The sequence below is a fragment of the Pseudomonas sp. HMSC063H08 genome (assembly GCF_001813645.1).
GTDB lineage: Bacteria > Pseudomonadota > Gammaproteobacteria > Pseudomonadales > Pseudomonadaceae > Pseudomonas > Pseudomonas aeruginosa.
Window position 1 is genome coordinate 2,508 of record NZ_KV813343.1, and the last position, 504, is coordinate 3,011.

At 60.7% G+C, this 504-nt stretch carries 1 protein-coding gene; it reads right to left on the bottom strand.

What is annotated here, in order from left to right:
- On the bottom strand, positions 1 to 443 hold a 443-nt coding region (locus tag HMPREF2924_RS02970; RefSeq protein ID WP_070700334.1), incomplete at its 3' end, for a single-stranded DNA-binding protein.
- Positions 444 to 504 lie beyond the last annotated feature (61 nt).

Here is a 504-nt window from a genome sequence, read left to right on the forward strand (position 1 = left end):
GATTGCGCATCCTGCTGAGCAGGTTGCTGCGGGACGTTCCGAGACTGTTGATGCTGGGTCGATTGGCCGTTGGTAGACGGCAACAGGGTGACCTCGGCCAGGCGATGCGGAAGGATGGAAATGCGTGAGGCTTCGACCTTCAGCGCCTGGACTTCTTCGCCTGACTCTTTGTCCGGCCAGCGGTCCATAATGGCCCTGCCTTCGACCTTGACGCGCATACCTTTCGTGAACAGTTCGGCGAAGCGCTGGGCATCCTGATGCCACCATTCGACGCTGCACCAGAAGCCGCCGCGATCCTTGTAGCCACCTTGGCCATCGGGAATCGAGTTGTCGAACATCACGTTGAGACGCAGCAACTGCCGCGGGGGATTGTTGCCGTTGGGGAAGCTGCGGTGCTCCGGCGCCGAGCCGATGTTGCCTTCCCAGAAGACGGGGGTAGCCATGATGAATCTCCAGTCAGTGGTGGTTAGTGCTCTGCTGCAGTCGGCCCATGAACTCGGCCTC